The sequence below is a fragment of the Paenibacillus ilasis genome, from assembly GCF_043195395.1.
In the GTDB taxonomy this organism is placed as follows: domain Bacteria; phylum Bacillota; class Bacilli; order Paenibacillales; family Paenibacillaceae; genus Paenibacillus_AQ; species Paenibacillus_AQ lautus.
Window position 1 is genome coordinate 553256 of record NZ_JBHDJG010000003.1, and the last position, 26040, is coordinate 579295.

Genomic DNA, 26040 nt, shown 5'->3' on the forward strand with positions numbered 1-26040 from the left:
CATGGCTGTACACAAAGAGAACGTTGAAGTGTATTGGTATTTAACCGCGCCGGATGGCCGCAGTCCTTGGTCAACGGAGGGGGCGCGCAAAATCGATTTGCCTTACCTAAGGCAGATTGCCTCGGCTGTCGACCAATTGGGGTTTACCGGCGCATTGCTTGCAACGGGCCCGCATGATACGTGGGTGCTTGGATCATCCCTCATTTCCAGCACGAGCAGCATGCGTTTTCTGATCGCTGTTCATCCACCGTTGATTTCACCCGTGCTGGCCGCGAAAATGGCGCAAACCTTCGATGATTTTTCCGGAGGACGCGTATTATTAAACATCGTGAACGGAAACACGGCGCAAATGCGCGCCTATGGTTCAACGCTTGGGCATGATGAACGTTATGCCTACACGGATGAATGGATTCAGGTGTGGAAACAAGCCGTGGCCGGAGAAAACCTGAATTTCCATGGCAAGTATATTACCGCTGAAGGCAAAGCCTTACAGCTCCCCTCCACGCAGAAGCCAACACCGCCTCTCTGGTTCGGCGGCTCGTCGCAAGCGGCTCATCTCACGGCAGCCAAGCATATCGATACGTATCTTAGCTGGGGGGAGACGCCTCCGCAAGTAGCAGAGAAGATTCAAGATCTTCAAGCATTAGCTGCTGAGCAAGGGCGTACCATGCGATATGGCATCCGGCTATATCTGATCGTTCGCGATACGGACGAAGAAGCTTGGCAAGAAGCGGATCGGCTGCTCAAGACGATGGATCCGCAAACCGTGGAGAACATGCAAACCATCCTTCGAAACAGCGATTCGGTGGGGCAGCAGCGCATGCTTCGCAATCACAATGGCCAAATTCCTAAAGATGCTCGGGAGCTTGAAATTTATCCGGATTTGTGGGCCGGGATGAGTCTGGTACGACCAGGTCCGGGCACAACGATCGTTGGCAGTCCGGCAACCGTTCTGGCGCGCATAAGAGAGTATCAGGATGCGGGTATTTCAACGTTTATTTTCTCCGGTGTGCCGCTGCTTGAAGAAGCTTACCGTGTAGGAGAATACATCCTGCCCCATCTACGCGTGAACCGTCAGGCCGCAACCATACAGAAGCAAGAGGAACAGGAGAAGGTTTTCACTTGGGCTCATCAAATCCACTAAATGATCCGGCAAAAAGGGAAGTGTCCTATGCGAAAAATAAGCTTACATGTACTATTAGTAATTCTGTTAATTACGTTAGCGGCTTGTGGTAAGGCCGGTCAAGCGAAACAAGCCAATGCTGAGGATGAGGCCGTACCCGTTCGTATTGGCATACTGCGCAGTGCCCAGCCATTAAGTTTATCCGAGGAAGGCGGTCCCCTCTATAAAAGGCTGGAAGCAACCGGGGCGGGCATTGAAAAAACAGGCGGTTTTGCCGCCATGTCTCCAGCGATCGAGGCATTAAACGCCGGCTCGATCGATATCACGATCGGCTCGATTACGGCGGCCATCAGCGCACTTGTCGGAGGCTCATCGGAATTTACGATTTTTACGAAGCAGCAAGGCGACCTTCATAATCAAGGCATTGTGGCCAAGCCGGAAACTGGCATTACAGGTCCTTCAGACCTTCGAGGTAAGAAGATCGCCGTCAACCGCGGCGGTACGGGCGAATACCTACTATATAAAGCCCTTGAAAAGGGCGGACTCGATGCGAGCGAAGTAGAAATTGTTTATCTTCCGCCAACGGAAGCAGGACCTGCCTTTGAAAGCGGGCAAGTCGACGCTTGGGCGACATGGGGTTCGTTCACCGCCGTGGCGCTCGTCGACTTCGGTGCAGAGCTGGTCATTTCCGCAGGCGACATCGAATCCGAGAACGATACGGTGTATATTGTGCGAAACGGCTTCCTGAAGGAGCATCCTGAGCTCGTGCATGAAGTGTTTGAAGGCTTGAATGAAGAGTCCGCGCTTCTAACCGACGACGTCGAACACACCGTCCAATTAATTCAGGATATCCAAGGCGTCTCCGAACCCGTCGCGCGTCAGCAGCTGGAAGGCTCTTTATATCCGTTTGACCCGATTGATGACACCGTCCGCCAACGTTGGCAAGCGGTGGCCGATTATATGTTTGAAAAAGGGATTATTCCGAATGAAGTGGATGTCCTGTCCAATACGGTGGATGTGAGGACGTTGAAGTGAGACCGCTTGAGGAAGCTTAGTGGAGCGGAGGATCAGACATTGTTCGGTAAAAATTCCAGTATGCAACCCTTCGAGGGCACGAGGTCTGCTAAGGACTTGGTGTCCTTTTTTTCATGCGAGAGGTCGATGACGGGAATGAAGCGATAGCTGCAGAGGTGAAATCCAACATCATGCGAGCACTCATTTGTTCAGGTTCTGTTCAGGTGAATTTATGCTAATGTTCATTACGGCTTTCAGCCGTGTTTATATTCTTTGATTAAACTGTAGGGAGTGATGTGACATGATGTAACACCATTCAAAAGGGAGCAAAGATGAACATGATGGAAGTAGTCGAGCGTTTGTTTGAACAATACGGATACTTGGTGTTGTTGATTGGATTACCCTTGGACTTTATTGCATTGCCCATTCCCCCCGGAAATAGTACATTGACATTCACAGGGTATTTATCTTATAAAGGCATACTGGATGTCATACCGGCCTTTTCTATGGCGTTGGCGGGATCAATAGGGGGAGTAACATTCACTTACTGTATCGGCTATAAGTTGGGAGCACCCTTGTTAGAACGCTATGGCAGGTGGTTATTTCTGAAGCCCTCCTCTATGGAAAAGGTACGAGATTATTATAAGAAAAACGGGAATAAGCTGCTGCTCATTAGCTTTTTCATTCCGGGAATTCGACAATTTATCGGGTATTTCATCGGCATCATTCGTCTTCCTTTTCGTACTGTCGTAATCTATGCATATACGGGTACTTGTTTGTGGGTGATTGCTTTTTTTGCAATCGGTTATCTGTTCGGAGATCAATGGAATCATATCTTCGATCTTGTAGAAAAGTATATTAAAATTATACTTATCGGATCAGGATGTGTCCTGAGTGGTTATCTCATCATGAAATGGCTCAGGCGTTGTAAGTAAAGCTTCAGCATTCGTTTAAGTGGAGGCGGGAATATGGATGGTAGATTGCTCCTGGTAGATGACGAAGCTGGGTTGCTAGATATGTTGAACTACATGTTAGCGAAAGAAGGCTTCAAACACGTGAGTTTTGCAACTTCAGCCAAAGAAGCGCTTGAGCTCGTTCAAGAAACGGATTTTGATCTTATCGTACTCGATATTATGCTGCCCGACTTGGATGGCTTTGAGCTGTGTCGGCGCCTCCGTGAAGTAACAATGGTTCCAATTCTCTTCTTGACTGCCCGTACGATGGATATGGATAAGATTATGGGGCTTACCATCGGAGGCGACGACTATATTACGAAGCCGTTTAATCCGCTAGAGGTAGTCGCAAGAATCAAAGCGCAATTACGTCGTCAAAGTTTGACGAAACTCCAAGAGGCCCCTGACAAGGAAGTAGAAGTATACGATTTTGGGGCATTCCAATTGTTTAAACAAGAGGGAAGATTGATGGTACATGGGCAGGAAGTCAGTTGTCCGGCCAAAGAGTTCGAGCTCTTGTTATTTCTGTGTGAACATCCCAATCAAATTTTTAGCATATCACACCTATACGAGCAAATTTGGGGATTGGAAAGCATTGGGGACGAGAATACAGTGATGGTTCATATCCGGAGATTGCGGCAAAAAATCGAAAAGAATCCAAACGATCCAAAATGGATTATCAACATTAGGGGAATGGGCTATAAGCTCCTCAGCTCCCCGAAGGAGACAGACAAGTGAACCTGCAGAAGAAATTGACGCTTCACTATGTTGCAGTTATCGTAGCCGTGATGCTTTTTTCTTATGTCGCATCTTCCATAACCCTTTTGCTGTTATTTGGATTCGACATTAGCTTTTATGGAGCAAGACTAGTATGGTCAGGCTTATTTGACGACTCTTTTTTATTAATTACGTTTTTTCTTGCTTTTTCAGTCTTTTTTTTCGGCGCTTCCTTCATGTACGGCCGTGTGATGAGCGAGCCATTATTCTTTTACCTGGCTTGGGTCGAACGACTGTCACAGGGAAAATATAATGTTGTGGAAATCCCAAGGTCCAGAAGAAATAAATCTCCTATTGGCTTTCGTCTTTTCCACGAGTTGACTGAGAAAATGAGGCAGCTATCCGATCGTCTGTCGGCGAGCGAGATCGAACGAATGGAATTGGAAGACTTGCGCCGAGATTGGACTTCCGGCGTAACGCATGACTTGAAAACACCGCTTTCTTATATTCAGGGATACTCCACGATGCTGTTATCAGACGAACACCAATGGACGGTAGAAGAACAAAAGAAGTTTATAACCATTATGCAGGAAAAAGCCAATCATATGCAGCGGCTGATCGAAGATTTAAGCGAGGCATTCCAATTCGAGAACAGTGTCGTACGGCCGATTTTGACACAAAGCGATATCGTTACGTTCGCGGCTAACGTTATGGAAGATGTGCGTCAACAACCCGCAGCTCGGAATAAGGAGTTTCGATTTGTGGCGGATGAAGATTCGATCTTTTACGAGTTTGACGAAAAATTAATGGAGAGGGCATTGGTTAATCTTTTAATGAATGCGATTCTACACAACCCGCCTGAAACGCTCATTACCGTTACCGTTCAAAGGAACAATAACTTATGTATTACGATATCCGATAAAGGTGTGGGAATGAGTGAGAAGGAGAAAAACAACCTCTTTCAGCGATACTACCGCGGGACCTCAACGGAAGCCCCCATTGGCGGTACTGGACTCGGCATGGTGATAGCAGAGCAGTTTATCGCAGCCCATCAGGGCACGATCAGCGTCCAAAGCGCCCCAGGGGAAGGGACTGTGATCACAATCCTTCTTCCCCTATAATTGGGTATTCGTGATAACGTGTTGTCATGCTGCATCTGCTGGTAGCTTGAAACTATGCGTTCTGTCCTACAAAGAAGAAAATTCCGCCCATTGTGACGATTAGGATTAGCCATTTCACAGTGGTGGATATGCTGGGCATTGGACCGTCTCGCAGAATCTTCAGGCCGAGTGGCGCCAACCCAACGCAGAGTCCACCTACGGCTACCAAAGTGTCCCAGCTGGTGCCTTTGAGAACGCCTAAACTGTGTATTCCCATCACCCCCAGCGCGATGGAGCAGGGTAGATTGAGTGTACCGGAACGAAAAGCGCCGATCGCGAGAACGAACCATCCAACCATACCGGAAAACAGAATTGTAGCGATAACGTAAAATCCCTGATAATTATAAGCGTAAGAGTCACTTATAAATGTAGTTGCAAGCTCTAAACCTTGGAATTGAACCAGCCAATAAGCAAGATGATCCACACCAGCATGGTACATGCGCACAAAGAGTCCCATGATCGTGAGGATGCCGCCCCATAAAGCCCATCCTGGCTTTTTGGCGCCTATTAACTTGACAAGTGCAAGGATGCCAGGCCACATAATCATAATGCCGGCTGTGAATAAGCCGTAGGACGCTGCCATCAGTGTCGGTTGCTCTTTAAAGGCTGCGAGTTGATCAGGATAGTAAAAGTGGTACTTTACCCTGAGAAGTTCCCCGGTAAGAAGAAGTACTGGCCCCAGTATTAGCGACAACCCTCCAATCCATCTACCTGGAAACCAAAATCCACCTTGTGTATGCTCTTTTGTTAACAAAATCCCATTCATAAAAGCTCTCCTTCTACTCAATAATTGTGGCTGTCACACTCCCTGCTCATAAGATATCATTCAAAGATAAACGCATTAGAAACAACCGTTGAACAGGATCGGAACTTCACCTGAACTTAACCTGAATATGGTTAGCCACAATTTGAATTGAAGGTTTAGAGGGTGCAATCGATGGGATTTTTCCCCTCATTTTTTCGATATCGTCCCAGGAGCCGCTGGCTGATGGCATAGACGACTTAGGGATCTCTTCGACGATCCGTCTGCATCTTCCCCCTCCCTACGTACTGCCCTAGCTTGCATTATGCTATGAATTCCATTAACTTAGTTTTGATAGCTTCATATATTAACCATGATTATACATGCCGTTGTAAGGAGGATTGGGAAAGGCGTGATTCGCAAAAAGAACCGATATGTCATAGCCATCTTCATGGCCTTCGCTTCCCTTTTTACCGGCTGCAGCACGTCCGTCAAACAAACCGTCCCGCTGAACACGGACCCTGAATCGATATTAAGCGTAATCTATGATTTGGAAGGGATTAAATCCGCTGGATCCGTGAACACGGAGCCTTTGGCCGAAATCTCGGAGATCGAAGACAATATCAGCATCCACTACCAGTATGTTTTCTTGGTGAAAGATGCCGTCAACCAGAATAATCAAGCCGTTCCGGATCGGCTGTATGTCGTTTCCGCGGTCGAGAATACGAGAAAGGATCGGGAGAGCAGCATCCAGTACATCGACGGCTCCATCAATGGGGAAGTAGTTAAGAACAACCCGCGGCATCTTCCCATTACCGTAAACCTATGCCCGGATGATTCCAAATCTCCTTGCGGGGCTGAGGATTCGAAGACTTATAAAGCGAATGCGGTTGTTTTTTCGTTGGACCAATTCCCCGCATTTCGTTCGCATGGCAATGTCGTTGATATTAGCGTCAAGTATGCATTAGGTAAGAGTAAAAAAGAGCTTCGAGAGCAATTTCTAAGTGATTCGGGGTTGCAGGATACTGACGATGCTGTCGTCTCCCTGAAGCTGCCGGACACATTCGTGAAATAACAAGAAACGTTATCGTTAACAGTTGGCAGAACATCAATCCATGCAGCAAAGAGAGAGAACAATCAAAGCCGCGAAATACCGCGGCTTTTCGATATGTATGAGGCATATTCCGTCCGGTGGAGTAGAACGACCTATTTTATTGATTCTGTCATTCCTTACACCTCTGAGTTTCATCAGAAGTGTTGGTCACTCTTAACTGTTAAAATAGTCACTTACGATTTTATCTAGTTTTTCATTTCCCTTTTCATTTTCAGATAAATATTCGATAAAAAAATTATTAACATAATCATTTTTAAATTCACTCAAATACAAAAATGCTGTTTCTACATTTTCATTAAACATACGTTTATTCATTTCCTTATGTGATAATCTAATAACCTCTTCAATAAAGTTACTATCCTTTTTTTCTAACAATAACTCAAGTATAATATCTAGTTCATCTTGATTGTCTCCCTTTATTATTTCACATATTTCTTCTCTGCTCATTTCTAGTTTGTATATATCTTTCTTTGCACTCCGAAAATCATCTACTGAAGTACCTGCTTCATCATATAGCATCGACGAAAACTTGTCATAGCTAATAAATTTATGAGTAAACCTATACTTATTTTCTGATATTTCTTTTTCTAAATAATTAGAATTTTTATCTGAACTGATTTCAAAATACTTTGCATCATACGGAATTACACTTCCGTAATCATCTTGAATTTTAAACATAATATACAGTCTTTCATAAGCATCTGCTATGAACTCACCTTCATAAACTGTATATATTTTATTTATGGTTAAATTAGGCTTTTTGCTATTTTCTATACACTTTACTCGCATTATCTCACCTCATTTTCGTAGGAATGAAATTTTCATCTAGATCTATAATCCAAATCAAGCAAGCTCATCTCAGGCAACGGGGCCTCATCACTATAGCAGTTTGAGAGAACAAACATAGCAATTTATGATCATGCATATATACCTTCTAAATGTATTTTATAGGGAAAAACCGCTCCAACAAATCCGATACGGAGGAGCGGCTTATATAATAATTTACGGTTAGTGAATCAACAAATCGACCCTACTCAAAACCTCATCCAAGGTCTCCTTTGGAACTCTGCAAATAAACTTGACTTGGCGAGATTGCCAATCAAGGCTCTTGATTTGATCAGACAGGATAACCCCTTCAATCGGTAAATCCTGTGGAATAACCACCTCGAATGGGTAACCTTTAGCCTTGGAAGTAACAGGACAGAACAAGGCTAAGCCGACTTTTCCATTATATTGCGCAGGTGAGAGGACAAGGGCTGGGCGTTTTCCCGACTGCTCATGGCCAGATTGGGGATTAAACTGAAGCCATACCAAGTCGCCGCGATCAGGAATGTAATTTTCTATTACCATGACTCACGTCCTTGCGGATCACCCGTTTGAACCTCGGAATGGATATTATCAGGCGTTATTTTCGAAAGTAGATCTTCCAATTTATTGGTCCGTGGCCTGATGACAAGATGGCCATCTTCAACGTCAAGATCGATTTCCGAGCCTTCCTCAAGTCCTACCTCCATGGCCAGAGTCTTGGGGATACGAATGCCTAGACTGTTACCCCATTTTTGAACTTGTGACATACTATCACCCCACACTAATGTTTATACAAAGTATAAACATATTCTGGGATGAAGTCAAATTATTGACCTTTTCGGCGAGTTTTAGTAATCCATGATCGATTAGACTTGCTTTACTTCACAACCACCCGCTGATTTCCATCTTTATAAGCGTAACCAAGCTCAATAGCTCTATGTCCCCGATTTAATCGACTTCTCCAGAGCACTGCCGGATCTAGCGTATCCGAGCGTTAACCACTTGTCTCATTAACTCATCATAAGGAAGACTAATTTGAGAAGGTAATGCCCCATGCCTGTAAAATACGTTTTGTAAGTAAGCTCCGGCTAATAGGTCCTTCTTCTTGAATGACTTTTCGGATCTGTCCCAAAATGTTCTCCGTCGATTCTGGAGAAGTGGATTCAATCAAGGTATAGAGCGCAAATTTATAAATGTATTTTTGAAAGAAAATCTTGAAGCATATTTTTCACTGGTAAGCTCGAAGTTTCCGATAAAATGTTATTAACACGTTGTATTATTATGGGATTATCTAATACCATTTTCTTACTATCATGATTTGTAAAACTTCTTAGTGTGTCAATGCATATCTCGAACAACTCAACATCATTAGTGCTCAGCAATGCTATTAAAATGTTAAGTTCATACATATTACACTCATTATCTAAACAATATGCTAATTTTCTTTGCCATTCTACTGGTTTACTTAGGACTTGATTAGATAATTCATCCCAATCACTTGGACTAAACTCTGCAAGGATCTCGTTTGCAATGACACAGCCATCATCATACCAAGAATCTACTGTTGTATCCGCAGATAATAGGTTATCTAGTTCTTTGTACATATACATTGCCTCCACTTAATGTTGAATTAAAAACCTGCTGGGCGAGATGCATTTACCGTTCGTGTTGGATAGCCACTGGTCACATTTTCTCCAGCTTTAATTACATCAATTTCAACACCATTAACAATAGCTCTATGCCAAGTTGCCCCATCTCTTAACCTGGTTGAAATAGCTGGTGCATTACCAACATTAGTTATGCTATTTAGAATTTGTTCTTCAGTCCAAGACTCTGGAAAGAGTGTACTTGTTTTAATTTTAGAAAGATTTCCATCTAGGAATTGTGTGGTAAACCTTACTTTTCTCGTACCATCAGGGTTAATAGAGATCTCTTCAACTGCATAATTTGGATTACGGTTAGTGATTTCAGGAGAATGCCCACCAATTAAGTCATTCTTATTTGGGTTTTTGCGTTGTCCCTCCAATATCTTATCTTTCATTTCTGGACTAATAACAATCGGAAGTCAACGAACAAGGAACCGAAAGACAAAAAACAGGTCAATCATCATGGTATCTAACCATAATCGACCTGTTTAATGTAAAGGAATAGCGTTATTAAGGATATGAAATTCAAGAATTTTAGTGCGTACAACAGAAATAAAGAAATCTTTATACGGATATTACATGGGTTAGATGTGTTATTGGTTGAATGTTGGGTTCATTCGTGACTGGGTAGCCTTATGTGTAGTACCTACGATACTCCTGTATTCTTCTTAATTTATTCGACCTAAGCAAATCACTGTTCAAATCATTTATTTGTTGCAACAGTTTTAATGTGCTATTCATGATTTCATTTTTAAACTCCGCATGGTCTATAAGTATATCTCCCCACTCCTTGTTGTCAGTATGTAGAAGAGGTGTTTCGGTAATAAAGTCCTGTATCTCTGTCATACCGGGACTATTAATTAAACTAACTCGCAGTCCCCCCTCATTAACAAATTCAATCCATTGATCACTTCCCATTATATTCATAGCGATATAATGAGAACTATCCCTGCTTTCAAGAACCTCAAGAACTTCATTCAACCTACAGAACCAATGAAATATCAATTCATTTCCAAAAGGAACTTCGTCATGATAAAACCCAACAGAGCGATCACCGAAAATTAATTCAATTTGTCCAGAAATATCACCACCAAAGTCCTTATCAAATTGTTCAGAGTTTATTTTCCTAAACTGCTGAATATCTTCGTCTACAAATCTGAAATTAATTTTAAACAAAGACTACACCCCCTAGTAACCAAAATCTGATAGTTTATATTTATGCGATCCCCATGCAGTCTGAAATAAGCCGTCATCGAATGCAACTGTTATCAATTCTTCATCTATCATAGTAGAGTATCGTCCATGGGATATTCCCTTCGCTACCGCTTCATTCGAAGCTCTTTCAACTTGAGAGACAACTTGATCCTTACTTAAATTCTTATTAAAGAAACTAACATTGGATAATTGGTTTTCCACTGCTTCTCTTGATTTGACTTTCAACAAATAAGGAATTTGCTTGCTGAATGACTCGAAAGAATGTCCACTCCAGAAGTGTTTAATGTTACCCAAACTTAGCTCAACTTCACCTTTTCCCTCATCCCCCGACTTCTTACCGTCACCATCACCGCTACCATTACCGCCACCACTACCGCCACTATTACCCCCACCAAGATCATCATGCTTATTATTCAACGGGCCTCTACCCCTAATTCCAGCACGGTTGAGGATAACCTCCCCAAGGATCAAAGCTGCCCCCTGCCCCAAATAATTGGACCAACCGCCTGCTGAATCGACTTCTGCCTTTACGTCTTCGGTAACTTTTTCGCGGTACTCATTGCTAAAAAGCATTCTGCCGGCCCATATCCCCGTGTCCCAAATATCCTCGACCGTCCCGATGGTTGCATTATAGAGCATCTCTTTCCCGGTTCCAAGCGGATCTTCGTACAAGGATATCGCCGTATCCATTAACGAGTTCCCTAACTGGACGGCCCCGATCTTTACGCCCTCCCATAGTTCCTCTGCTTCTTGCTTGACGGTGTCCCATGCCTTCCCCGCTTCCTGCTGTACCGCATTCCAAGCTTCCTCCGCTTTTCTCCCGGCATCCTCTACGGCACTATGGCCTGCGGGTCCCCTCATCATAGGGAATGCTCCCAGCACATGCCCAGCAACTTGGATCGGTTGTACCCGCTCATCTGCTGACTTAAATCGTTGGGCAATCCCTCTCAGCTCCAGGCTTGTCCGATGGATATGCTCCGTGGTCTGCGTCATCTCCCGATGCGCCTGCTGAAAATCCGCATAAAAACGGGATCTCGTCGTACCTTCCCAGGCAGACTCCAGCATATGAATGTTCTGGTTCAGCATGTGTATCATTGCTTCCAGCTGTTCATGCGCCCTGGAGCATTGCGCTGCAACGTGCAGCAACATCTCCGGTGTGACCAAAATTCTACTCATAACAACCTCTCCATCTTGCTTCCGGGATTGAACCCGATCTCCGATCATGGTTAATTTAAATATTTTACTCCACTTGAATTATATGGAAAAGGTTCTCGAGGCCTTGCTATGTTACTTTAAAACTAGGATCTTTTTCTCAGTTAGATACGGGACTTTATTACGAGCGGGGTTTTCAGTAATATGACGATTATTATAGGAGTTGTAGGATGAAGGGAGTCACGGAACATGACATACCGTAAAAAAGGGGGGAATAGATGGATTAATTTATCCTTCATTATTCTCGCCCTTGCTTGCACTGAAAATGTTTAGGAAAGAATAATTTGTCCTTGTCTTTAGGTCCTATATTTTAAAACGGAGTGGTATGATTGGTAGGGCAATTCTAGCAGCCTGGATATTTGGAGAAGGAGCTCATCCGCTCTCTTGATCAGGTTCATCAGTAAGTTAGTACATCGTCCACTCTCCTTAACAACCTCTGAAGATGAGCGGTTTGGATTATATGAAGGAAGGCAGTATCCAAATCAGGGCCTGCGACTCCCAGCAACTGCCCGAATTCCTCTTCGTTCAGACACGCGGTTCCCTCATAATCCGCCCGATGGTCAGTATCCCCCTCCATTGCCAGCCGGGCCTCAATGTTTCGTTCGGTAAGAATAGCATGAATCATACGGGAAGTCGTCGACTTGCCGAATCCCCGGCAGGCCCTCAACCATGATCCATTTCGTCTTCATTTCAAATCCCCTTCAAATCTCAAAAATGTTTGCAGCTTCATGTTATCCAGTGGGAGCCAGCGAATTATTTATTGATTAGGACCTAAATTAAGGTATGATAATGTTACTACTTATAGAGAGGTGTTCGTACATAAATGAAGAAGACTTTAGCACTTTTGTTGATGTTCGCTATCTTAATTCTCCCGTCACAGGCCTATGCCGCCCCACCTTCCGAAAAAATGTCGATCTCCGAGGTTAATAAGATATACTTTGAGGATTACAACCAGAGGTTAAAGGAGGTTAAGTCTGCTATACGGACATATAAAGCTCCTGTGTGTTCTGATGTAACCACCCTTACAAATCAAACCAAGCAGCTAACAACCAAGTACAACAACCTTAAAAAATCCAAAGCCAGCAAGACGGAACTGAGTCAGATGAAGGCTACACTTGATAAGGCTAAGAAAAGTCTCATTGAAGCAAAGAAAGTCTGCAATAAGGAAACAGCTGAAACGAAAAAAGAACTCAATGGAGAAGTTAAAGAAATTTCTTTAGCCAAAACTTCCGGAGTCAAGCTGAATGTCGACTCTTATAATAAAGGAACAATCACCAACTCAACGTTCGATAAGGAAATACGCAGTATCGTGAAGCTTGTAGACGATTATTTCACATACATTCTAGAGGATCTTAAGTAGATCAAGCTGCAGGGTATATCCCTGCCGTTTTTTTATTGAACATGGTTGGGCAAAATAAAAGGCCGTAGATTTTACCATCTACGGCCTTTCCCACACTAAACCTAACTCCCTACTCCAAACTATTAAACTCATTCATACGCGCAAGTTTTACAAGATCAGACTTAGGCCATCCGATTTCTCTCGATTTCATTCTGCAATAATAACAAGAACAATGAATTTTCCCCTTAGCAAGCTCACCTGTAAACTTTGCTGCCAACCAAGCTGTTTAGCAAGCCTACTCTTACGCTGGATCACTCTCCGTCGATGATGACGGTAATACGAACGAGTACGATTATTGCCTTTGCTTTTCATTCCATCACGCCCCTTGGGAAAAGGCCCAGCCTGCAAAGGAGCCAAGAGGGTTAGGTCATCCTTTACAGGCCGAGCGTGATGAAACTGCTAAGTTGCACGAACACCATGGATCACTTCAAATTGGCAATCGGTTCTATCCCGTACTTCTTGTCCCCCATCAACTGAGCCCTTACATCCGTAAAGCCCTCCCCCGGGTTACGCAAGGCCTCTAAAACAACCTGCGCGTTATACCCGTCATAAAAATCATAGATCTGGCCGGACTCTCCATTTAGAATCTGAATGATTTGCTTCAAGATCGGCAACGGGCTGACGACATTATTCACAGGTACAGGCTGCAGAACGGTATCCTTACTGCTTCGGTACAGGTTGCACCAGTTCTCCAATGCCAAGGTGCCTTCCTCACCGTGGACCACCAGGGAGACACGCTCCTCCCCTTCCCGTTGGTCGGTTCCCGACAGGCGAATCTCGATATCATTATGTAATCTGAGCACGGCCTGGACTCGGCTTTCGGACTGATTCGAATCCGGCGGAAACTCGATCTCGCTCTTCACATGCGTAATCGGCCCGAACACCTGCTGGATCATCTGGATCCAGTGAATGCCGACCTCCAGCAGGTATCCGCCCTGCTGCCTTGACGTGATCCAAGGATTCTGCTGCCAGGCCCTCGGCCACTGCGGAAACTCCAGGTACAGATCCATGCTTTGGATCTGGCCAATCGCTTGCTCCTCAAGCAATCCCTGCAACTTCAGAACGGACGGGTCGAGCGGAAGCGAGAAATGAACCGCATGGAGCACATCGGCCTTCTCGGCCAGCTCCACCAGACTCCGGGCTTCGGTCAAGCTATTGGCCAGCGGCTTCTCGCAGAAGACGTGGACGCCTTTCTCAAATGCGATCCGGGCCACGTCATAATGCAGGGACGGCGGAACCGCGATATACACCAGGTCAAGCGTCACCTCATCCAGCAGTTGGCGATAGTCGGTGTACAGCCTTGGACGAATTCCTGACTCTGCGACTTCCCGGTGCAGACTGGATTCATCACTGTCACAAATGGCGACCAACTCGACCTTCTCCGTATATTGGGGCAGTAAGCGACGTATCATATGCCGACCCATATGCCCTAAGCCAATGACGGCCATTTTTTGTTTGTTCATCCTGTTCTCCTGTTCCATTCGCGATTGCATTTTTCCATTGAATGCCACGTCACCTATTATAGATCAAGGTGCTGCAGCCCGTACACTCCCTTTACCTTACATCCTCCTATCTCGTTTCTCTGCCCAACTATATCCATTATTTTACGTCTTTATTATGTAGATATTTAACGTGGAGGGATATTAATGAAAAAGAAGTTGCTTATTTCGTTATTTGCCATAATCATTGCTCTTACAACTGCGGTAGGAATGGCCTTTGCAAAGGGAGCAATCAAAATCGTTGTAAATGGCGAAGAGATTAAATCGGATGTTGCCCCGCAGATGAGCAACAATCGAGTAATGGTGCCAATAAGTTTCATATCAAAAGCTCTGGATGCTAATGTAAGTTGGGACCAAAAAAATCAAACGGTTTCAATAAAAAGTAGCAAGTCAGACCTACAGGAAGATGTCTGGAATCAAAACCTTGATATATCTAGTAGTAGCTGGTCGCAAGTCAAAAATCTTATTGCGCTTTATATCGCTGGTTTTGATACTCGTGATGAGGAGTTAATCAAATCAATTTCTGTTGAAGGATTTGACATGATCCCCATCGGCGGTATGTATCCATCCATTATTGATTATGAGATAATCGATGCTCAGCAATCAAAGGAAACGCTTAAGGTGAGAGTAAGAGTAATCATTCAAGAAGAAAAGCTCTTTGGAGAAGAATGGGACATTGAAATCGCTCAAGGCAAAATTAAATCAATGAATAAAGCTAAACTGTTTGATGTCAACGAATATAAGGTATTCCCAGGTCTTACTTATAATAATAAATAGAATATAAAAGAGAGCCTCTATCACGAAAATAGAGGCTCTCTTTTTTCACTCCACACCCTTCAACGACTCAATCATATGAATCCGCGTCACCTTTTTCCGAAGCAAGAGGTTGGAGAGAAGGGTCAGGATGAACGCCAGAATAACGGATGCCAGCATAATCACAAGGTTTAATTGGTCCGGGATTTGCTGATGCGTACTCGAAAGCGCCTGGATGATGATGGAATAGACATAACTGCTGATCGGCAGAGCGACAATGACCGCAAAAGCGGTTAACAGCATGTTCTCAGAGAAGATCAGCCGGTTGATTTTACGTTTGGGATAGCCTAATACCTTCAGGGTGGCAAGCTCACGATTCCTTTCATAAATGTTGATGGAAGAGATCGTGTAGATGGCGCCGAAGGACAGAATGATGGCGCAGATGATAAACATGATGAAAATAAAGCTGTTTTGCTTCAGCATATATTGCGCAGATTTCTTGAGATCATCCTTGTCCCCAATGGCCTCCACCTGCGGGTCCTGTTCAAAGAAGCTGCGAACGCCCTCCAGATCGGCAGCGCTATGGACGCTCACTAATAGCGAGGTGGGATCGTAGTCGACACCCACACTCTTCATATAATTCGGTGTGCTGTAAAACGACGGATTCGAGTATTGTGTAGAGATGTCCAGAACCTTCATATCGACGATGGTTTGGTTAAGCTCCGGTGCTGTAAATTGAAGCTGGATCGTATCCCCTTCAGCAATTTGATATTGATCCCCGTAAGATTTCGGTACCAGCACGCCATGATCTTCTAACGATAGCCGGTTGCCTTGTTCATCATAAAAGCGAATCAGCTCATTATCCTGCTCCGTAACCACCAATGCAGCGTTTTCTTTGTTTTCCCCTTGGATCAACTCCACAGGATAGGTAGACAGCCCATAACGGTCTGCAATGCCGGAGGGCAGAGCTGCCATATCCGGGAACGACCCTATCGCATAATCGACTCGTAAATCGTACGTATTTACCTCTTCAATCTGGCCAGCTACCTTGAGCAGGGCCGTCTGCGTGCCAAAAGCCGTGATCAACAAAACCGTACTGACGACAACGCCAACGGAGCTTGCGAATGCTTTTTGTTTATTTAAGAAGATATTTCTTAGAATAATCTTGTAACTGTAGGGAAGCCGACTCCACATGCCCGGAACTTTCTCGATGAGCAGCTTCTTCATCTTCTTGGGCGGTTTTGGACGCATCGCCTGGGCAGCACGTTCTTGCAATATCGCTCTACCGCTTAAGTAGCAGGACAGCATGCCAAAAGCACTGGAGCAGATCATCGGAGGTAGGAGTGTAAAGAACGAGAGGGTGAACGTCAGGTCAGGCAGGGAGTAGCTTCTCCCAATCGACGTTGTAATGAGCGGAATGAATAGGGCGGCGGCGATGGCATAGCCCAAGATGGAGCCGATGACGCCTGCCAGCACAGGGTAGCCCATGTAATGCAGCATGATGCTTCTTTTTTTCACCCCTAATGCCTTCATAATGCCCACTTGATTGCGCTGGGAATCGATAATCCTCGACATGATCAGAAACAGGATCACCGCTTCAATCAAAAAGAGAACGATCGGGATCACCCTGCTCATCAGCTTATTGTTATGAATCGTTTGCTGGGTCTGGGAATAGTTGAAGGTTCGTTCTTTGCTGACCTGGCTTATATAAGGGAGGGACTGGGAATGTGCTTCAATGGCCTGGCCTAACTGGTCAATATCGTAACCGTCCTTGGCATCAATCAGGATCTCATTGTAGAACATATCGCCTGCAATTTCAGGAATGGTCTCTTCGGGGATATAAGCGATTCCATGAGCTTGATGGTCCTGGGTTTCGTTCTTCTTGGCATGCTCCACATTCTCATTCAGGCCGCTAATCGTGAACGTCATGTCCTTGTCATTCACAGGGAGGCTGATGGAATCACCGACACGGTAATGATGCGCCTCGGCATAGTGGGAGTCCAACAGAATCTCATTCCGCCCAGCTGGCATCCTGCCCTCCATCATCCTGGATGTGTTGATTTCATTCGGTACGGGGATCGAGTGCACCGTTAATAAGGCTTTATCACTTTCAAAAGCCTGTTCGGCCTGGACGGTATAACGCCCTTCGATATGTTGAATGCCTTCGATGTCTCGTAAATCGGCCACATTCTCTGCGGAAATTTGACTGTAATAGACGTTCAAGTCGCTTAGATTATGTTCTTGAAAGTACCCCTTCGTATAGCCGCTAAGATTGTCGCTCAGTGTGACCAGTCCCGTGTAGAAAAAGGCTCCCACCGCGATTACCAAAACAATGGCTATGAATTGTCCCACCGACTGTTTCATGTCCCTTAATAATTTTAACGCTAAAATCTTCATCACCACTCGATCCCTTCAACGCTTTGTTTGTGCTCATTGATCGTGATGCTCTCGATCTTCCCGCTCTTGACGCGGATCACTTTATCCGCCATCGGCGCGATGGCCGAATTATGGGTGACCAGCACGACGCATGTCTTCGTTTCCTTATTCAAATCTTGAAGAAGCTTTAAGACCGACTTTCCTGTCACATAATCCAAAGCACCGGTGGGTTCGTCGCAGAGGAGCAGCGCGGGATTCTTCGCAACCGCTCTCGCAATCGCAACTCGTTGCTGTTCGCCGCCAGAGAGCTGGGAAGGGAAGTTCTTCATCCGATCCGTTAGTCCAACCTTATGTAAAATATCACGGGCGTCCAGATGGTCCTTACATACCTCTGTCGCAAATTCCACGTTCTCCAGCGCATTCAAATTCGGAATCAGGTTATAGAATTGAAATACGAAGCCAACCTGCTCGCCGCGGTATTCGGTTAATCTCTTCTCGCTCCATCCCGTAATTTCTTGATCCCCAACCAACACTTGCCCCGAGGTCGCCGTATCCATCCCGCCGAGGATATTCAAAATCGTGCTTTTCCCAGCCCCACTGGCCCCTAGAATCACGACGAATTCCCCCTCCCGGATCGAAAAATCAACCCCCGCAAGGGCTTGAATCGTCACTTCGCCGATTGGATAAGCCTTGGTTACGTTTTTGAATTCGATTAACGTTGTCACTTCGTACATCTCCCCGTATTGGATTTTCGGAAATGGGTTGCCTGCCACTCCCAGTCAATTGTGAAGAAACTACCGTTTCTCACTAACCGCTGGTTTCATTCTATATCCATCATATCTAGCCTCATGGATATTTCTTCCTGCAGCCGATGTATTTACGTATCGGTCTTCAGAAGGGTCTTTGTCGCCGCTTCTCCCGCTTGGCATTATGAACACAAAAAGAGTCATATAAGTGAACAACACCTACATGACTCTTATGCTTCCTATCTGAAATTGCAACACAATCCTTTTATTCTCTGTAGTAAGCGTAAAGCCTTCGATGACGGGAGCCTCGAATGAAGCTTTTGCTATTCATTTGGTGCGGCGGTCAACGTACTGCGTTGTTTGATTTTTTGTATGGACAGATTCAAGCTGTAATTTCCATAATCGAGAAGTTTATTAAGAAAAAGGTTCAGCTGATCTTGGGATGAAACTTTTATCGTTAAATGGTAACAGCCTTCTCCCGAGATTCGATGTGCTTCAACTATCTCATTTTGATCCATAATAAAACGAATAAACGAATCGTGATTGGCTGTTTTCATATGAATGATAACAAATGCTGTATAAGCAAGCCCTAATTTCATTTCATCGATGATTAGGGAATAGGCTGTAATTACACCGCTCTCCTCAAGTTTTTTGATACGATTGCCTACTGCTTGTCCAGTCATATGAATTTGTTTCCCTAAGTCTTTCCATTGAATCCTTGAATTTTCGGTTAGTAACCGAAGGATCTGATAATCCGTTTGATCAAGTTGCATACCATAATCCTTTCACCGTGAAATGATTTAATGTAAAAGCGTTTCATCGAAGCATCGAATAAATTCAAGATGTCCTTTATCATTTTACTATACAGTAACCCTTATCCCAAACTTGACAAAGGGAACCTGTATTGGTTACTTGGCCGCTGAGTAAACTATATCCAAATCAAAAAAGGAGTCTATTGCCATGAAAATACAACTCATTCGAAATGCGACACTTGTTGTCCAATATGCAGGGAAGAAGTTTTTAATCGACCCTTTTTTGGGAGAAAAAGATGCGTATCCGCCTTTCCCTAATTCGTTACGCCAAGATCAAAACAATCCTTTGGTTGGCTTGCCAACCTCGGTTGACAATATTATCGGCAACTTAGATGCTGTGATAGTCACTCATCTACATTTAGACCATTGGGACGATACGGCTAAAGAGGCGCTGCCAAAAGATATTAAAATGTTTGTGCAAAACGAAGAAGACGCAGCAGAAGTCAGAAACGCGGGTTTTCAAAATGTAGAAGTGCTGCAAGAAAATTCAGCCTTTGGAGATATTCGATTAGTTAAAACTAAAGGCGAACACGGCAGAGGAGAAATATTACAACTTGCCGGACATGTGTGCGGTGTTGTCTTTAAGCACCCAAGCGAGAAAACATTGTATATTGCTGGAGATACGGTTTGGTATGAAGCTGTTGGGGAAGCAATCGAAACACACAAACCGGAAATCATTGTTGTAAATGGAGGAGATAATCAATTCCTTCAAGGAGGATCTCTAGTAATGGGGAAAGAGGATATCTACCAGGTTTATAAAGCCGCCCCTGAGGCGAAAATTATATCTGTCCATATGGAAGCAGTTAATCATTGGACATTATCGAGGGAAGAATTAAATATCTTTACTAACGAAAAAGGAATCTCCTCTAATGTTTTGATCCCAAATGACGGGGAATCCTACACGTTTTAGTGTATCGATGGATTAAAGCCAAAGTTCCTACAAGACCCTAAGAGCTTCTAGGGTCTTTATTCTTTCCAAAACATGCTTTTAAATAATAACAAAAGCGGGTTCAGACATTATGGTCTTTATCGCCGCTTCTTCCGCAGCATACTTAACACAAAAAGAGTCATATAGGTTAACAACACCTACATGACTCTTTTGCTTCCCATCCGAAAGTGCAACACAAGCCTCTTTTACTCATGGTATACCTATATATTCTCCGGTTTCCGTACCGCGCCGAAGCTTGTACGATGAACGAGTCTATAATAGCGTCTCTGAAGCCAGCGTAAACCCTTCAATCGCGACATCTTCGTCGACTTCAATCATGATGCAGCGTTTACCTTGGAAATTCACCTGTTTGACATACCTTAAATCCTGCGGGCTAATGGAAATCGTAGCTACCTTTGTTTCGATCTTAATGGATTTGGAAGTATACTTCGGCATGACGCTGGTTGCTTTCATCTCATAGTTCTTATTGTCCACGATGGTTTCGAATGCCCGCTCCACCTTCTCGGTCGTCACGTCCTCTACGCCGCTTGCGTTCAGTACGCGCTCCAGATCTTTATAATCCAGCTTCGGAGGTTCTTCCTCCTTCGTCTCTTCGTTAATTTCGATCACCCGGTTGATTTCCTCGTACACCTGGGCTATGGTGGCTGAATCGAGCTGCTCACCGGCCACTTCCTTGACAATATCCTCGAAGATCGCCCGCTCTTCAAGTGCCGTAACGGATCTTTCCCCGTTCAAGACCTGTTCGACAAAATGCGGATCCGGAAAATTCGATTTTCCCGTACAATACAAAATACGATTCACATCGGAATAATTGTCCGTCACGCTAGGGTACAGGAATCCTTGCTCCGGCGTGCTTAACTTAATAATCGGATCTACAATGACATTGTACTTGAACTCCCGCTCCACATAATCGAACAAGAGCGTCTTCCGTTGTTTCTCCGTAGAATTCACGCTGCATAAAATGAACGGATGGGCGAACACCTCGTTCTTCTCACTCTCTTCCGCTTCATCGTTTCTCGCCTTGGTGGGCAAATAATACTGTCCCCGAACGAATGTGACTACCATATCCCGCTCATATTGGGCATCCTTCAGCATTCGATCCACCAGCATCAGCATCAAGTCCTGCCATTCTTCCGGATCACCCGACACGAGCGCTTGGTGAAGCATGACCTGCGCAGGTTCCTCCGCTGCTTCCTGAAACCTCAATTCGAACAATTTTTGATCCAGTTCGCCGGTCAGCAGTTTTTTGAAATTCCCCATGTATAACTCTTGCTTCTCCCGATCCACCAGCCCGAACGGCAGGCGCTCCCAGTGATAGATTTCATTCGTTTCCTTCGTAATATAGACATTGAGAATATCGTAAATATTCATTAAATCGTGATCCAGCTTAAATTGCTTGCGTATATTGGCGACTTCTTTTTTGTTCATATCCGATTCGGCAGCTCCTTAAATATAATCTGGCTTATTAAGTATAAATTATTGGATCGTAAATTGGTAAGCGATCTTGCGGATTGCATTGCTGCGCCTTTGGGTCCATTCTCCTGCGGCCCTGATCCTCTATTGTTGCATATTTGAATACCCGAGTCGAGGACATTTCCTTGAAATAAGATCGCCAGGAAAGTATAGGTCGCGAAATAAAAAATGGCGGTACGGAATTGGATCCGTACCGCCATTTCTCATGTAACTTGAGTCCCGCGCCGTTCGCCGCGAGCACCGATATACGAATGCTCACTGGCTATGCACACACTTCTCATGCGGCCGCGAATGCGGCCGAGTGAAGCGCATGCCTTGCGCGTTACAGCTTACCCGCAGCTTTCACTTTCACAAGCAGCGCATTGCCCGGCAAATACGCAATCGGAATGTCCTCGACGGACACGATCTGTACGGTCTGCGGATTCGCGCCAGCTGCAGCTGCCTCGTTCATGGCGCTTTCCTTCGCATCGCGGATGACGTCGTCATAGCTCCAGTCGTCCAGCGAATAGATTCGCTCCGACTCGCCGCTAACCTCTCCCAGCGCTGCGCCGATCGCGTTCGCCGCATCATAGTTGTCCGGCCGGATGATTCGGCTTGCCCCTGCAAGCGTATCCGGTACCAACAGACTGCCGCCGCCGACCAGAATGACATCGACCGGGTCGGCACTCGTTTTCATCCGGTCAATGGCATCCTCTAGAATCTGCTGCATGACTGCATCCACTTTACCGCATACAGCTTCGTCCACGGCATCCGCGTTTGTGCCCGGCCATTCTGCACGGCCCAGCTTCACGGCTACGTCCGTCGTCGTCAGCGTATCTCCGCCAAAGATGCGGGCCCGTGTCATCAGCTTGTAGCCCACGCTGTCCGGGCCAACCATCACGCCGCCTGCGTCGTCCAGCCGGACGATGGTGCCGCCGCCGAGGCCAATGGACAAAATGTCCGGCATCCGGAAATTCGTGCGAATGCCGCCGATATCCACCGCTGCCGATGACTGGCGCGGGAAGCCTTGCACGAGCACGCCGATATCCGTCGTCGTGCCGCCGATGTCAACGACCAGCGCGTCGCTCAGCCCGGACAAGTGCGCCGCGCCCCGAATCGAATTCGTCGGACCGCACGCAATCGTCAGAATCGGGTAACGAAGCGCATATTCGCTCTTCATCAACGTGCCGTCATTCTGGCAAATGTACAGCTGCGCATGGATACCGAAGCCGTTCAGCGCTTCCTCAAAGCCGCGCACCACGCCCGCAATGACTTGCAGCAGCGCCGCATTCAGCACGGAGGCATTCTCCCGCTCCAGCAATCCGATGCTGCCAATCTCGCTGGAGTAGGTGACCGGCATGTCCGAACCCAACACCTCGCGCACGATGTCTCCAACGCGCTTCTCCTGCTCACGATTCACTGGAGCAAATACACCGCATACCGCCACGGCGTCGACTTCTCCGCTCATCCGGCGGCACAGTTCGGCGATCTCCTCTTCGTCCAGATTCGCGATCTTGCGGCCGTCATACTCATAGCCGCCAGAGGCGACATAGCTATGCGGCCCAACTGCCGCGCGCAGCGACTCGTCCCAGCCAGCAAGCGGCGGAACGGCTGTCGTTGCCGGAGCGCCGATACGAATCAGGCCGACCCGGCCAAGATGCTTGCGCTCCACGATGGCATTGGTGCAATGCGTGGTGCCGAGCATCGCATAGCGAATGTCTGCTCCATTCACGCCGCTTTCCTGCAGCAGCCGGCGAACAGCCTCCACAATGCCTTCGTTCACGTCGGCAGTCGTGTGGACCTTCACCTTGTGCACACAGCGCAAGTCGGAATCCAGCAGGGCGGCGTCCGTATTCGTCCCCCCCACATCAATCCCGATGCGGTAAACCTGGTTTGCATTAGCCGTTGTAACCTCGGTCATTTCGCCGCACCTCCTTTCGAAGCCAACGTCTCGATCGGCACATAATCAAAGTCATAACCGAAATATCTCGGCCCGGCCGTCTCGATGCCTTTTGGCGTGCGCCATTTGTCATCGCACGGCAAACCTGCTGCCGTTACCCGAGCACCATACTTCAAGTTCTCCGTCGTTACCGGCATACCCGTATCCTGATCCAACAGCGTAATCAGGTCAGGCGTAATAGCAAGCGGTTGATCATCAACGGTGGCGAGCAGGAACTCATTCTGGAAAAACAGCCGCATCGTTTTTCCCTTATTCTCGCCGGTACCTTCGAATACCGCTTCGCCGCGCGTAAAGCCGCCGTCCATGCGGCGACGGATATCCACGGCCTTGCCATGGAACAAGGCATGGCCGTTCAGCTTCGTGAGCAGCTCGCGCACAGGATTCAGCTTCTGCTGCTTCGCTTCGAACAGCGTCCGCCCGATCTCATAGGCGAGCGTCAGCGTGCCGCCGATCGCGCTCTGCTTCGCTTGGGCTCCGGATACCGGATAATCGCAGATGGAGGCAGAACCCCCCATCTCCACCGTCAGCGCACGCGCCATCCGTTCTTCCCACACGCCATCAATCGTATGCATCAGCGCGCTGTTGCCGCGCTCGTCCGCCATCGCCACCGGGCTGCACGGGATGCCTTCCAGATGGAACGTCACCATCTGCGATTCGGGAAACGCACGCCCCATCGCATCGGCATCGACGAGCGGAATTCCGCGCTGCGCCGCCGCAATGACCGGAACGAGCGAGTTGCCGCCGCCGACCTCGATCGGCATGACAGCATCCACCTTGCGGCCGAGTTCTCTCTCCATCAGATCAAGCGGTTTGGTCAGCTGTTCAGCCGAAGGGATTTTCTCCAGCATCACCGTCGGTGCTCCGATCATCGATACCGGCACGATAAGCCCTTCATCGTCCAGCTCTTCGAGCTGGGCGATTCGAACCGGGCCAAACTTGCGGATCGCCTCCATGGCCATCAATTTTCCGACATGAGGATCTCCACCGCCGCCCGTGCCAAGCACCGCAGCTCCTATCGCGATATATTCAATGGCTTGTTCATCCAATGTGGTTAATCTGGTTGCCTTGTTCATGCTTTCATCCCTTCTTTACTACCCATTTGCCTATGATTGCTTGTACGATAAATGCCATCAAGAAGCTGTCCAGCGCCGGAACCTGCGTCACATGGAACCATCCGAGCCCATCCGGGGCCATCGTTGTCATAAACCCGAAGAACGTGGCTATGACCCATACGACGATGGAGCGGGGAATCCAGCTCCGATTGCTGTCGAGCCCGTCAAACGAGAATTTATTTTTGTTCACCAACAAATACTCAGCCGTATATATGCCGCCCAGCGGTGCGACAAGCATCGTAATGTACGTCAGGAACGTCATGAAACGGTCATAAATACCAAAACAAGCAAGTGCCGTCGCAATTAAACCTGCAATAATCGTGATCACGAATTTAGGCATCCGTTTGAAGACAACGGAGAAGCCCAGCCCCGCGGAATATAGATTGTTCGTATTGGTCGTCCATTGTGCCAGTGTCAGCACGATAATCGCCGGAATACCGAGTCCGAGCGTCAGAAGAATGCCCGTCAGATCGTCGGAATCCATTGCACGCGACAGGAAGATCGCAATGATGGTCATGAAGCTGTTGCCGACAAAGAAACCGATAAACGCTGCGGTAACTGCATGCTTTGGCGTTTTGGCCCAGCGCGCGATGTCAGGGGACAGCGCCGTTCCAAGGATAAAGATACCGATGACCAGCGATATCGCCGTCCCCATCGGCAGGGCCTCACCCTCGAACGGTGACCAGACGGTGCTTCCGCCTTCCCCGTTAAGCGCCATAACCAGCGCGATAATAATAAACACAACGAGCAGCGGTACCGACCAGACGCTTAATTTTTCAATCGCCCTGTAGCCCCAGATCGCCGTGGACATCATGAGAAGTCCACCAATGATCGACAGCACCCAGAGCGACCAATGCCAACCCCATAGCTCGCTCAACGCCGTCTGGAAGTTGGAAGCGAAGAAGCCGACCTGAACGCCGAACCAGCCCAGCGATGAAATGCCGAGAATGACCGAGACGATCAGTGCCCCTTGGTTCCCAAACAGAAACCGGCTGATCATGGCCGTCGACAGGCCCGTTTTGGCTCCCACATATGCGCAGACAGCCCCGATTATGCCCAATATCGCTGAACCGACGATAACCGCCGTAAACGAGTCGCCGATACTCATGCCCGCGCCGAGCTGCGCACCCAGAAACATCGCAGACAGGTCAATGCCAATCGCAATCCAGACAAATGCCATCGAGAGCCACGATTTCCGCAAATGCTGGGGTACGGGCTCCCGTTCGTAATCTTCTATTTTCGTATCGTTGCTCATGTTCCACCCTCTGCTTTCTGTACC

Annotated in this window: 27 protein-coding genes; 9 read left to right on the top strand and 18 right to left on the bottom strand. The window is 46.7% G+C overall.

What is annotated here, in order from left to right; genetic code table 11:
- Position 1 precedes the first annotated feature (1 nt).
- The 5 genes from ACETK5_RS26660 (at position 2) to ACETK5_RS26680 (ending at position 4928) form a co-directional block, all read left to right on the top strand.
- Positions 2-1144 (top strand): LLM class flavin-dependent oxidoreductase, encoded by a 1143-nt coding sequence (locus ACETK5_RS26660; protein ID WP_216533033.1) that lies wholly within the window; start codon positions 2-4, stop codon positions 1142-1144.
- A 27-nt stretch (positions 1145-1171) separates the two neighbouring features.
- A complete protein-coding gene (locus ACETK5_RS26665; protein WP_394058880.1) occupies positions 1172-2158 on the top strand; it encodes an ABC transporter substrate-binding protein in 987 nt (328 codons plus the stop codon).
- A gap of 311 nt (positions 2159-2469) precedes the next feature.
- Positions 2470-3072, top strand: a complete 603-nt coding sequence (locus ACETK5_RS26670) for a DedA family protein (RefSeq protein WP_216533031.1) — start codon at positions 2470-2472, stop codon at positions 3070-3072.
- A gap of 33 nt (positions 3073-3105) precedes the next feature.
- A complete protein-coding gene (locus ACETK5_RS26675; RefSeq protein ID WP_216533030.1) occupies positions 3106-3828 on the top strand; it encodes a response regulator transcription factor in 723 nt (240 codons plus the stop codon).
- Positions 3829-4184: 356 nt separating this feature from the next.
- Positions 4185-4928, top strand: a complete 744-nt coding sequence (locus ACETK5_RS26680) for a sensor histidine kinase (protein ID WP_394058883.1) — start codon at positions 4185-4187, stop codon at positions 4926-4928.
- A 52-nt stretch (positions 4929-4980) separates the two neighbouring features.
- Here the strand turns inward: ACETK5_RS26680 and ACETK5_RS26685 are convergent, their stop codons facing one another.
- On the bottom strand, positions 4981-5733 hold the full coding sequence (locus tag ACETK5_RS26685) for a hypothetical protein (RefSeq protein ID WP_394058885.1): 753 nt from the start codon (positions 5731-5733) through the stop codon (positions 4981-4983).
- Between the two features lie 388 nt (positions 5734-6121).
- On the opposite strand from ACETK5_RS26685, the gene ACETK5_RS26690 reads away from it, so the two are divergent.
- Positions 6122-6784, top strand: coding sequence for a hypothetical protein (locus tag ACETK5_RS26690; RefSeq protein ID WP_394058887.1), 663 nt, complete (start codon positions 6122-6124; stop codon positions 6782-6784).
- 192 nt (positions 6785-6976) lie between these two features.
- Here the strand turns inward: ACETK5_RS26690 and ACETK5_RS26695 are convergent, their stop codons facing one another.
- The 9 genes from ACETK5_RS26695 to ACETK5_RS26735 all read right to left on the bottom strand — a co-directional run bounded on the left by ACETK5_RS26695 (position 6977) and on the right by ACETK5_RS26735 (position 12328).
- The gene (locus tag ACETK5_RS26695; protein ID WP_216533026.1) at positions 6977-7612 is read right to left on the bottom strand and encodes a hypothetical protein; all 636 of its coding nucleotides are present in this window, start codon (positions 7610-7612) and stop codon (positions 6977-6979) included.
- 219 nt (positions 7613-7831) lie between these two features.
- Positions 7832-8173: an endoribonuclease MazF gene (gene mazF, locus ACETK5_RS26700; protein ID WP_216533025.1), complete on the bottom strand. Its 342-nt coding sequence runs from the start codon at positions 8171-8173 to the stop codon at positions 7832-7834.
- Positions 8167-8397, bottom strand: a complete 231-nt coding sequence (locus tag ACETK5_RS26705; RefSeq protein WP_216533024.1) for an AbrB/MazE/SpoVT family DNA-binding domain-containing protein — start codon at positions 8395-8397, stop codon at positions 8167-8169. Before ACETK5_RS26705 ends, mazF begins: the two co-directional genes overlap by 7 nt.
- Positions 8398-8660: 263 nt before the next feature.
- A complete protein-coding gene (locus ACETK5_RS26710; RefSeq protein WP_367398330.1) occupies positions 8661-8801 on the bottom strand; it encodes a DUF3320 domain-containing protein in 141 nt (46 codons plus the stop codon).
- Positions 8802-8817: 16 nt separating this feature from the next.
- Positions 8818-9234 (bottom strand): hypothetical protein, encoded by a 417-nt coding sequence (locus ACETK5_RS26715; RefSeq protein ID WP_216533022.1) that lies wholly within the window; start codon positions 9232-9234, stop codon positions 8818-8820.
- Positions 9235-9260: 26 nt separating this feature from the next.
- Positions 9261-9671 carry an EndoU domain-containing protein gene (locus ACETK5_RS26720; protein ID WP_216533021.1) on the bottom strand — a complete coding sequence of 137 codons (411 nt, stop codon included), beginning with the start codon at positions 9669-9671 and terminating at the stop codon, positions 9261-9263.
- Positions 9672-9909: 238 nt separating this feature from the next.
- The gene (locus tag ACETK5_RS26725; protein ID WP_216533020.1) at positions 9910-10452 is read right to left on the bottom strand and encodes a hypothetical protein; all 543 of its coding nucleotides are present in this window, start codon (positions 10450-10452) and stop codon (positions 9910-9912) included.
- 12 nt (positions 10453-10464) lie between these two features.
- Entirely contained in the window at positions 10465-11667 is a 1203-nt protein-coding gene (locus ACETK5_RS26730; protein WP_394058892.1) for a WXG100 family type VII secretion target, read from the bottom strand.
- Positions 11668-12100: 433 nt separating this feature from the next.
- On the bottom strand, positions 12101-12328 hold the full coding sequence (locus ACETK5_RS26735) for a hypothetical protein (RefSeq protein ID WP_394058894.1): 228 nt from the start codon (positions 12326-12328) through the stop codon (positions 12101-12103).
- 198 nt (positions 12329-12526) lie between these two features.
- On the opposite strand from ACETK5_RS26735, the gene ACETK5_RS26740 reads away from it, so the two are divergent.
- Positions 12527-13063 (top strand): hypothetical protein, encoded by a 537-nt coding sequence (locus tag ACETK5_RS26740; RefSeq protein WP_394058896.1) that lies wholly within the window; start codon positions 12527-12529, stop codon positions 13061-13063.
- A gap of 461 nt (positions 13064-13524) precedes the next feature.
- On the opposite strand, the gene ACETK5_RS26745 is transcribed toward ACETK5_RS26740, so the two are convergent.
- The gene (locus ACETK5_RS26745; protein WP_394058898.1) at positions 13525-14565 is read right to left on the bottom strand and encodes a Gfo/Idh/MocA family protein; all 1041 of its coding nucleotides are present in this window, start codon (positions 14563-14565) and stop codon (positions 13525-13527) included.
- A 183-nt stretch (positions 14566-14748) separates the two neighbouring features.
- Here ACETK5_RS26745 and ACETK5_RS26750 point away from each other — a divergent pair, with 183 nt between their 5' ends.
- Complete coding sequence (locus ACETK5_RS26750; RefSeq protein ID WP_394058900.1) at positions 14749-15378, top strand: copper amine oxidase N-terminal domain-containing protein; 630 nt, start codon at positions 14749-14751, stop codon at positions 15376-15378.
- 45 nt (positions 15379-15423) lie between these two features.
- Here the strand turns inward: ACETK5_RS26750 and ACETK5_RS26755 are convergent, their stop codons facing one another.
- The 3 genes from ACETK5_RS26755 to ACETK5_RS26765 form a co-directional block, all read right to left on the bottom strand.
- The gene (locus ACETK5_RS26755) at positions 15424-17751 is read right to left on the bottom strand and encodes an ABC transporter permease (RefSeq protein ID WP_394058902.1); all 2328 of its coding nucleotides are present in this window, start codon (positions 17749-17751) and stop codon (positions 15424-15426) included.
- The gene (locus ACETK5_RS26760; RefSeq protein WP_394059107.1) at positions 17751-18455 is read right to left on the bottom strand and encodes an ABC transporter ATP-binding protein; all 705 of its coding nucleotides are present in this window, start codon (positions 18453-18455) and stop codon (positions 17751-17753) included. Before ACETK5_RS26760 ends, ACETK5_RS26755 begins: the two co-directional genes overlap by 1 nt.
- Before the next feature lie 344 nt (positions 18456-18799).
- Positions 18800-19249, bottom strand: coding sequence for an Lrp/AsnC family transcriptional regulator (locus tag ACETK5_RS26765; RefSeq protein WP_220686453.1), 450 nt, complete (start codon positions 19247-19249; stop codon positions 18800-18802).
- Positions 19250-19436: 187 nt separating this feature from the next.
- Between ACETK5_RS26765 and ACETK5_RS26770 the strand changes: the two genes are divergently transcribed.
- Positions 19437-20198 (top strand): MBL fold metallo-hydrolase, encoded by a 762-nt coding sequence (locus ACETK5_RS26770; RefSeq protein ID WP_394058905.1) that lies wholly within the window; start codon positions 19437-19439, stop codon positions 20196-20198.
- A 291-nt stretch (positions 20199-20489) separates the two neighbouring features.
- Here ACETK5_RS26770 and ACETK5_RS26775 read toward each other — a convergent pair whose 3' ends face one another.
- The 4 genes from ACETK5_RS26775 to ACETK5_RS26790 all read right to left on the bottom strand — a co-directional run bounded on the left by ACETK5_RS26775 (position 20490) and on the right by ACETK5_RS26790 (position 26016).
- On the bottom strand, positions 20490-21665 hold the full coding sequence (locus tag ACETK5_RS26775; protein WP_394058907.1) for a DUF4317 domain-containing protein: 1176 nt from the start codon (positions 21663-21665) through the stop codon (positions 20490-20492).
- Positions 21666-22032: 367 nt separating this feature from the next.
- Complete coding sequence (locus tag ACETK5_RS26780) at positions 22033-23610, bottom strand: ROK family protein (protein ID WP_394058908.1); 1578 nt, start codon at positions 23608-23610, stop codon at positions 22033-22035.
- Complete coding sequence (locus tag ACETK5_RS26785; protein WP_394058910.1) at positions 23607-24722, bottom strand: DUF917 domain-containing protein; 1116 nt, start codon at positions 24720-24722, stop codon at positions 23607-23609. The genes ACETK5_RS26780 and ACETK5_RS26785 overlap by 4 nt, the downstream gene beginning before the upstream one ends.
- A 4-nt stretch (positions 24723-24726) precedes the next feature.
- Positions 24727-26016 (bottom strand): cytosine permease, encoded by a 1290-nt coding sequence (locus ACETK5_RS26790; RefSeq protein WP_394058912.1) that lies wholly within the window; start codon positions 26014-26016, stop codon positions 24727-24729.
- Positions 26017-26040: the final 24 nt, after the last annotated feature.

What these genes read in the sequence shown, in the direction of transcription:
- ACETK5_RS26660 (WP_216533033.1), top strand. Translation starts at nt 2, where the DNA reads ATGGCTGTACACAAAGAGAACGTTGAAGTGTATTGGTATTTAACCGCG.
- ACETK5_RS26665 (WP_394058880.1), top strand. Translation starts at nt 1,172, where the DNA reads ATGCGAAAAATAAGCTTACATGTACTATTAGTAATTCTGTTAATTACG.
- ACETK5_RS26670 (WP_216533031.1), top strand. Translation starts at nt 2,470, where the DNA reads ATGAACATGATGGAAGTAGTCGAGCGTTTGTTTGAACAATACGGATAC.
- ACETK5_RS26675 (WP_216533030.1), top strand. Translation starts at nt 3,106, where the DNA reads ATGGATGGTAGATTGCTCCTGGTAGATGACGAAGCTGGGTTGCTAGAT.
- ACETK5_RS26685 (WP_394058885.1), bottom strand. Translation starts at nt 5,733, where the DNA reads ATGAATGGGATTTTGTTAACAAAAGAGCATACACAAGGTGGATTTTGG.
- ACETK5_RS26695 (WP_216533026.1), bottom strand. Translation starts at nt 7,612, where the DNA reads ATGCGAGTAAAGTGTATAGAAAATAGCAAAAAGCCTAATTTAACCATA.
- mazF (WP_216533025.1), bottom strand. Translation starts at nt 8,173, where the DNA reads ATGGTAATAGAAAATTACATTCCTGATCGCGGCGACTTGGTATGGCTT.
- ACETK5_RS26705 (WP_216533024.1), bottom strand. Translation starts at nt 8,397, where the DNA reads ATGTCACAAGTTCAAAAATGGGGTAACAGTCTAGGCATTCGTATCCCC.
- ACETK5_RS26715 (WP_216533022.1), bottom strand. Translation starts at nt 9,234, where the DNA reads ATGTACAAAGAACTAGATAACCTATTATCTGCGGATACAACAGTAGAT.
- ACETK5_RS26720 (WP_216533021.1), bottom strand. Translation starts at nt 9,671, where the DNA reads ATGAAAGATAAGATATTGGAGGGACAACGCAAAAACCCAAATAAGAAT.
- ACETK5_RS26730 (WP_394058892.1), bottom strand. Translation starts at nt 11,667, where the DNA reads ATGAGTAGAATTTTGGTCACACCGGAGATGTTGCTGCACGTTGCAGCG.
- ACETK5_RS26735 (WP_394058894.1), bottom strand. Translation starts at nt 12,328, where the DNA reads ATGATTCATGCTATTCTTACCGAACGAAACATTGAGGCCCGGCTGGCA.
- ACETK5_RS26740 (WP_394058896.1), top strand. Translation starts at nt 12,527, where the DNA reads ATGAAGAAGACTTTAGCACTTTTGTTGATGTTCGCTATCTTAATTCTC.
- ACETK5_RS26745 (WP_394058898.1), bottom strand. Translation starts at nt 14,565, where the DNA reads ATGAACAAACAAAAAATGGCCGTCATTGGCTTAGGGCATATGGGTCGG.
- ACETK5_RS26750 (WP_394058900.1), top strand. Translation starts at nt 14,749, where the DNA reads ATGAAAAAGAAGTTGCTTATTTCGTTATTTGCCATAATCATTGCTCTT.
- ACETK5_RS26755 (WP_394058902.1), bottom strand. Translation starts at nt 17,751, where the DNA reads ATGAAGATTTTAGCGTTAAAATTATTAAGGGACATGAAACAGTCGGTG.
- ACETK5_RS26765 (WP_220686453.1), bottom strand. Translation starts at nt 19,249, where the DNA reads ATGCAACTTGATCAAACGGATTATCAGATCCTTCGGTTACTAACCGAA.
- ACETK5_RS26770 (WP_394058905.1), top strand. Translation starts at nt 19,437, where the DNA reads ATGAAAATACAACTCATTCGAAATGCGACACTTGTTGTCCAATATGCA.
- ACETK5_RS26775 (WP_394058907.1), bottom strand. Translation starts at nt 21,665, where the DNA reads ATGAACAAAAAAGAAGTCGCCAATATACGCAAGCAATTTAAGCTGGAT.
- ACETK5_RS26780 (WP_394058908.1), bottom strand. Translation starts at nt 23,610, where the DNA reads ATGACCGAGGTTACAACGGCTAATGCAAACCAGGTTTACCGCATCGGG.
- ACETK5_RS26785 (WP_394058910.1), bottom strand. Translation starts at nt 24,722, where the DNA reads ATGAACAAGGCAACCAGATTAACCACATTGGATGAACAAGCCATTGAA.
- ACETK5_RS26790 (WP_394058912.1), bottom strand. Translation starts at nt 26,016, where the DNA reads ATGAGCAACGATACGAAAATAGAAGATTACGAACGGGAGCCCGTACCC.